The 5,178-nt window shown below is 44.6% G+C and carries 4 protein-coding genes; all 4 read right to left on the bottom strand.

Annotated features, from left to right (window positions below):
- Positions 1–180 precede the first annotated feature (180 nt).
- Complete coding sequence (gene trpD, locus LC574_RS25725) at positions 181–1,287, bottom strand: anthranilate phosphoribosyltransferase (protein ID WP_229456373.1); 1,107 nt, start codon at positions 1,285–1,287, stop codon at positions 181–183.
- Between the two features lie 95 nt (positions 1,288–1,382).
- Positions 1,383–2,624 carry a tryptophan synthase subunit beta gene (gene trpB, locus LC574_RS25720; RefSeq protein WP_229456372.1) on the bottom strand — a complete coding sequence of 414 codons (1,242 nt, stop codon included), beginning with the start codon at positions 2,622–2,624 and terminating at the stop codon, positions 1,383–1,385.
- A 159-nt stretch (positions 2,625–2,783) separates the two neighbouring features.
- Positions 2,784–4,022, bottom strand: a complete 1,239-nt coding sequence (locus LC574_RS25715; protein ID WP_229456371.1) for a tyrosinase family protein — start codon at positions 4,020–4,022, stop codon at positions 2,784–2,786.
- Positions 4,023–4,105: 83 nt separating this feature from the next.
- A complete protein-coding gene (gene trpA, locus LC574_RS25710) occupies positions 4,106–4,948 on the bottom strand; it encodes a tryptophan synthase subunit alpha (protein WP_229456370.1) in 843 nt (280 codons plus the stop codon).
- Positions 4,949–5,178: the final 230 nt, after the last annotated feature.

Genomic DNA, 5,178 nt, shown 5'->3' with positions numbered 1-5,178 from the left:
GCCTAGAACTAAAGTTCAAGGCTAATAGCTAAAGTCTACTGAAGTAGACTAAAGATTTTTGCAGATACTTAGTAATCTTTAGATTACTTTTGCTATTAGCAAGGAACTTAAGTTCCTTGCGGGACATGGCTTTTACTTAAGTTGACACTAATGAGCAATGCTGTGCCTCTACCTTGGCAATTAGCGCAAGAATTCCGCAAGTTGTTCTAGTTTTGTCCAAGCCGCGCCGCTTTGCAGAATTTCCTTGGAAAGGGCAATACCTTTAACACAACCTGCTAAAACATCAGTTTCCCCATGAATGGCTTCACCAACTTGGAGTGCGAGGGCTGTATTTAAAGCGACTACATCTTGCTGCGCTTGAGTGCCTTTACCTTGGAGAACTGCCTTCAAGATTTCGGCATTTTCTTGGACATCTCCACCGCACAACGCCGCAGTCGGTGCAAAACTCAAACCCAGTTCTTGAGGATTGAGGGTTAGAGAACGAACTTTTTTATCTTGAAGTACAGCCAAATCAGTGACATCTGCTAAACCAGCTTCATCTAAACGTTCCCGTCCGTGGAGCGCGATCGCTTGCTGACATCCCAATTGGGATAAAGCTTGAACAATTTCCTCTAGTAAAAGCGGATCGTTAACACCAATAATTTGCCCTGTTGGACGCATGGGATTTACTAGCGGGCCCAGCAAGTTAAAAACAGTCCGCACCTTCAAAGTTTTTCGCAAAGTAGCGATCGCTTTAAGTGCAGGATGCCAGCCAGGAGCAAACAAAAAGGTGATTCCAACCTCATCCACTGCGGCTTGCACTTTCTCAGGAGTAGCGTTGAGATTTATACCCAAAGCTTCCAGCACATCAGCCGAACCAGTCTTGCTAGATGCGGAACGATTGCCATGTTTGGCAACTTTTACCCCGGCGGCGGCGGCAACAAAAGCAACAGCAGTGGAAATATTAAAAGTTGAAGCGCCATCTCCACCAGTTCCGCAGGTGTCAATTAGGGGAGTGGGGAGAGACGCGATTAATCGCGTCTGTACAAGGGGTGGAGATTGGGATTGTAAGACGCTAGCCATGCCGACTAATTCTTCGGCAGATACGCCTTTAGCTTGGATTGCCGCTAAAATCGCTCCTGAGAGGACATCAGGAATGGCATCTGTAAGCCAACCTTGCATCAGATCCGCAGCTTGGGAAACCGTCAAAGATTGCCGAGCAAACAACTGTTGCAATAATCCTGGCCAGTTGTAGAACTCAGAAGTAATGGAGATGTTGTCCTGTGGGATTTGCGTTACAGCTATCATATTTGTCGTTAGTCATTGGTCATTGGTCATTAGTCATTGGTCATTAGTCATTCACGAAGGACAAATGACAAATGACAAATGACAAGAAGAGAAAATTAAGGAATCAGGACTTTCGCTACAGTTTGCACGTCTTTGTCACCCCTGCCAGAGCAATTGATAACGATGCGGGGGTTGCCTTCTAATTGAGGACAAAGGGTTTCGAGATATGCGATCGCATGAGCAGTTTCTAAGGCTGGGATAATCCCTTCCAATTGCGAAAGCCTTTGGAACGCTTCTAGTGCCTGTTTATCGGTAACACTGTAATATTCAGCGCGACCAAGATCCTTTAAATAACTATGCTCAGGGCCAACGCCGGGATAATCTAATCCGGCACTAATTGAATGGGCTTCGATGACTTGACCATCATCATCTTGCAGTAAATAGCTCATTGCACCATGCAATACACCTATTTTTCCTTTTGTCAAGGTAGCAGCGTGTTTTTCTGTATCTACACCTTCACCCGCCGCTTCGACTCCGATTAGGCGCACCGAAGGTTCATGCACAAACTCATGAAACAAGCCGATCGCATTGGAACCTCCACCCACGCAAGCCAGTAGAATATCTGGTAATCCTCCCCATTTCTCCTGAGCTTGAGCGCGAGTTTCTATACCAATTATCGCGTGGAAGTCACGGACAATCATTGGGTAAGGATGAGGCCCAGCAACAGAACCCAGGATGTAATGAGTTGTTTCTACATTCGTCACCCAATCCCGAATTGCTTCAGAAGTTGCATCCTTGAGAGTTCCCGTACCTGCCTCAACTGGACGAACTTCTGCTCCCATTAATTTCATGCGGAACACGTTGAGGGCTTGGCGTTCCATATCCTGGACGCCCATGTAAATTACACATTTCAAACCGAACCTAGCACATACAGTTGCAGTTGCTACGCCGTGTTGTCCTGCACCCGTCTCTGCAATCACCCGTTGCTTACCCATGCGTTTAGCGAGTAACACTTGAGCCAAAGCATTATTAATTTTGTGAGCGCCTGTATGATTTAAATCCTCACGCTTTAAATAGATTTGCGGCCCCGTGCCATTTGGTCTAGCGTAGTTTGTTGTCAAGCGTTCAGCAAAATATAATGGGCTGGGTCGTCCCACATAATCGCGCAGTAAGTTTTGCAGTTCTGCTTGGAAACTCGGCTCATTGCAATATTGATTAAATGCCGCTTCTAACTCACTTAATGCAGGCATTAAGGTTTCGGGGACGTACTTACCGCCGAATTTTCCAAACCTGCCTAAAAGGTCAGGTAGCACAGACGTAGTTGAAATTATAGCGTTGATATCTTGGGTGCTTACCACAGTTGAAAATCCTTTATGTTCAAGTATTTTTTACTTTCGTTCTAACTTTTTAGAACTTATCCCACACATAGGACTTACGCAAAAATTGCTAACTTCGCTTAATTTATCGAACCGCCAAGACGCCAAGAGCGCCGAGAATTCGTAGAGTGTGCGTAAGTCCTACCACAGATAAAATTCTTTTCGCGTTTCCTTTTCACGGGTTTCGTAGCTATAGCCCAATTCCCTGTGATTCAAAACGTCTATAGGGCGCACCAAATCGTTAGAGTCAAATTTTGGTAATAGAGATAGTAAATCTCCTAACGCCGTAGCTTTGGGGGTAGACATACCGCCGTCCCAAGGCCACATTAGGTCTTTAAGATTGTGTCCGTAAGGCTGACCATCGGCAGGATAAAAATCGCTACCTTTATGACCCTTTTCTTGCCATTCAGCCCAGAGGCGGTCTACGTTGGCATGATGCAACCAAAACACTGGGTCATAAGGCGAACTTGGTATATTGCTCATAGTACCCAAGCCCTTAAACTTTATCGGTCTTGTGCTTGCATCTATTTGTACCCCACCAACTAAACCATGAATGTAGTTATGTATAAATCCTCCTGGAGTGACTTTACCCTGCTCATCTACAGATATAAATCCTTCCAAAGCAGGGCGAAAGAGAGAATAGTTATTAAGAGTCAGCGCACGCTCAATATCTTTTTTAGGCACTGGGTAATCGCTAGCTGGAGGTAGCCGTAGAAAGCGGACAAGTGATGTACCTAATGATGTGTTGGTATCTGGGTCAATGTTTAATACTGGATTCATAACCCAACCATTTGCAACAGCAAAAGCCCCAGGCACAGTCCCGCCTGTAAAGTTTCTCTGATTTGGAATTTTGATGGTTACTCCTTGACCGTTAGAACCAAGAAAGTCATCGTTAAAAACCACATCAATTGATTTGGGGTCAGTCCAATCCCAGTATGGGAGAGTAACATTTGGGTCTACTGCTTGCAGTGCTTGTTCAAATCTGCGAATATATTCTCGATGCCAAGGGAAAAATGCGGCATTTTCATGAGCAAGTTCTTGAACGGAACCATTGGAATGTCCTTTATGGTTATGAATCAAGCGTGTTGCCCCTATATGTATGGCAACGAATTGGTCGTAAATACTGAGCTTGCTACCTGCGGGAATTGTAGTTTTTAAGGTTTTGATAGCCTTGACGAAGGCTGTTTTCTCTGCTGATGTCAGGTCAGTTACGTTCTTTCTTACAGCTACGTGAGCGTATTGTCCTGGAAGATTGTGATTCCAATGGTATTTGTATTGTCCGTGGCCAATGCGATCGTGTGCGAAGACTGTAATAGCACAGGCGCTAACTAGAAGTACGCTATAAATTAATATTTTGACAGATTTCAGCAGTAATTTCATTATCTTAATCCAGGGGGCAGTTCTTGCAGGGGGCAGAGGGCAGAAAGATAAATAATTGATACTAATTCCCTACTCCCTACTCCCTATTCCCTATTCCCCACTCCTTGAAGAGATGGGCTTTCGCCCCGACTTTCTGTAATTGCTGCTTTGAGTTCCTGACAGAGTTGTTCTACAGCTTGCAGTCCTTCTGCTGGGCTACCTTCAGCTAACCTTTTAACGAAGGCACTGCCAACAATCACTGCATCTGCGCCCCATTCTTTTACTTGATGTGCTTGTTCTGGCCCTGAGATGCCAAAACCAACGCCAATGGGTTTATCGGTGACGCTTCGCAAATCTGTTAATAAATATTTTACGCGGTCTTGGATTTGAGCGCGGATACCTGTAACACCTGTAACACTCACCAAGTAGATAAAACCCTGAGATTGACGAGCGATCGCTTCAATTCTATCAAGAGAACTGGTAGGAGCTACGAGTAAAATTACCTCAATTCCGAAAGATGCAGCAGTTTGGATTAATTCTTCTGCTTCTTCTAAGGGCAAGTCTGGCACTACCAAGCCTCGCACACCAGCAGCAGCAATTTTTCCTAAAAATGGCTTAATACCCCGGTGCAAAATGGGATTGTAATAAGTAAATAGAATTATCGGCGCTTTTAGGCTAGGACTCACTATGTGCAACATCTCTAGCACTTGCTCTAATTTCGTGCCTTTTTGCAAAGCGCGAGTTGCTGCTGCTTGAATCACAGGCCCATCTGCTAGAGGATCGGAGTAGGGAACGCCCAACTCGATGAAGTCAGCACCATTGCGATCTAAGATACGTATTGCCTCGGCGGTGGTTTCTAAGTTAGGATCGCCTGCTGTGATAAAGGGGATTAAAGCACACTGTTGGCGATCGCGTAAAGTTTGAAAGGAAGCTGAGATAGAAGTCATTTTGAAAAATAGTTAATGATTGGTTAATAGTTTTGGAATAATTTACACTTAGCAATTAGCGATGCCTACGCTAGATTTTTTGTCGTTGAGTCTTTGATACTCGTGAACGAGTCTTTGATACTCGTGAATGAGTCTTTTATACTCGTGAATGAGTCTTTTATACTCGCCGACGAGTCTTTGATACTCGTAAATGAGTCTTTGATACTCGCCAACGAGTCTTTTATACTCGT

This window comes from Nostoc sp. CHAB 5715 (assembly GCF_020829685.1).
Lineage (GTDB): Bacteria > Cyanobacteriota > Cyanobacteriia > Cyanobacteriales > Nostocaceae > Nostoc.
The sequence above is the reverse complement of the archived record's forward strand: the minus strand, read 5'-3'. Positions and strand labels throughout refer to the sequence as shown.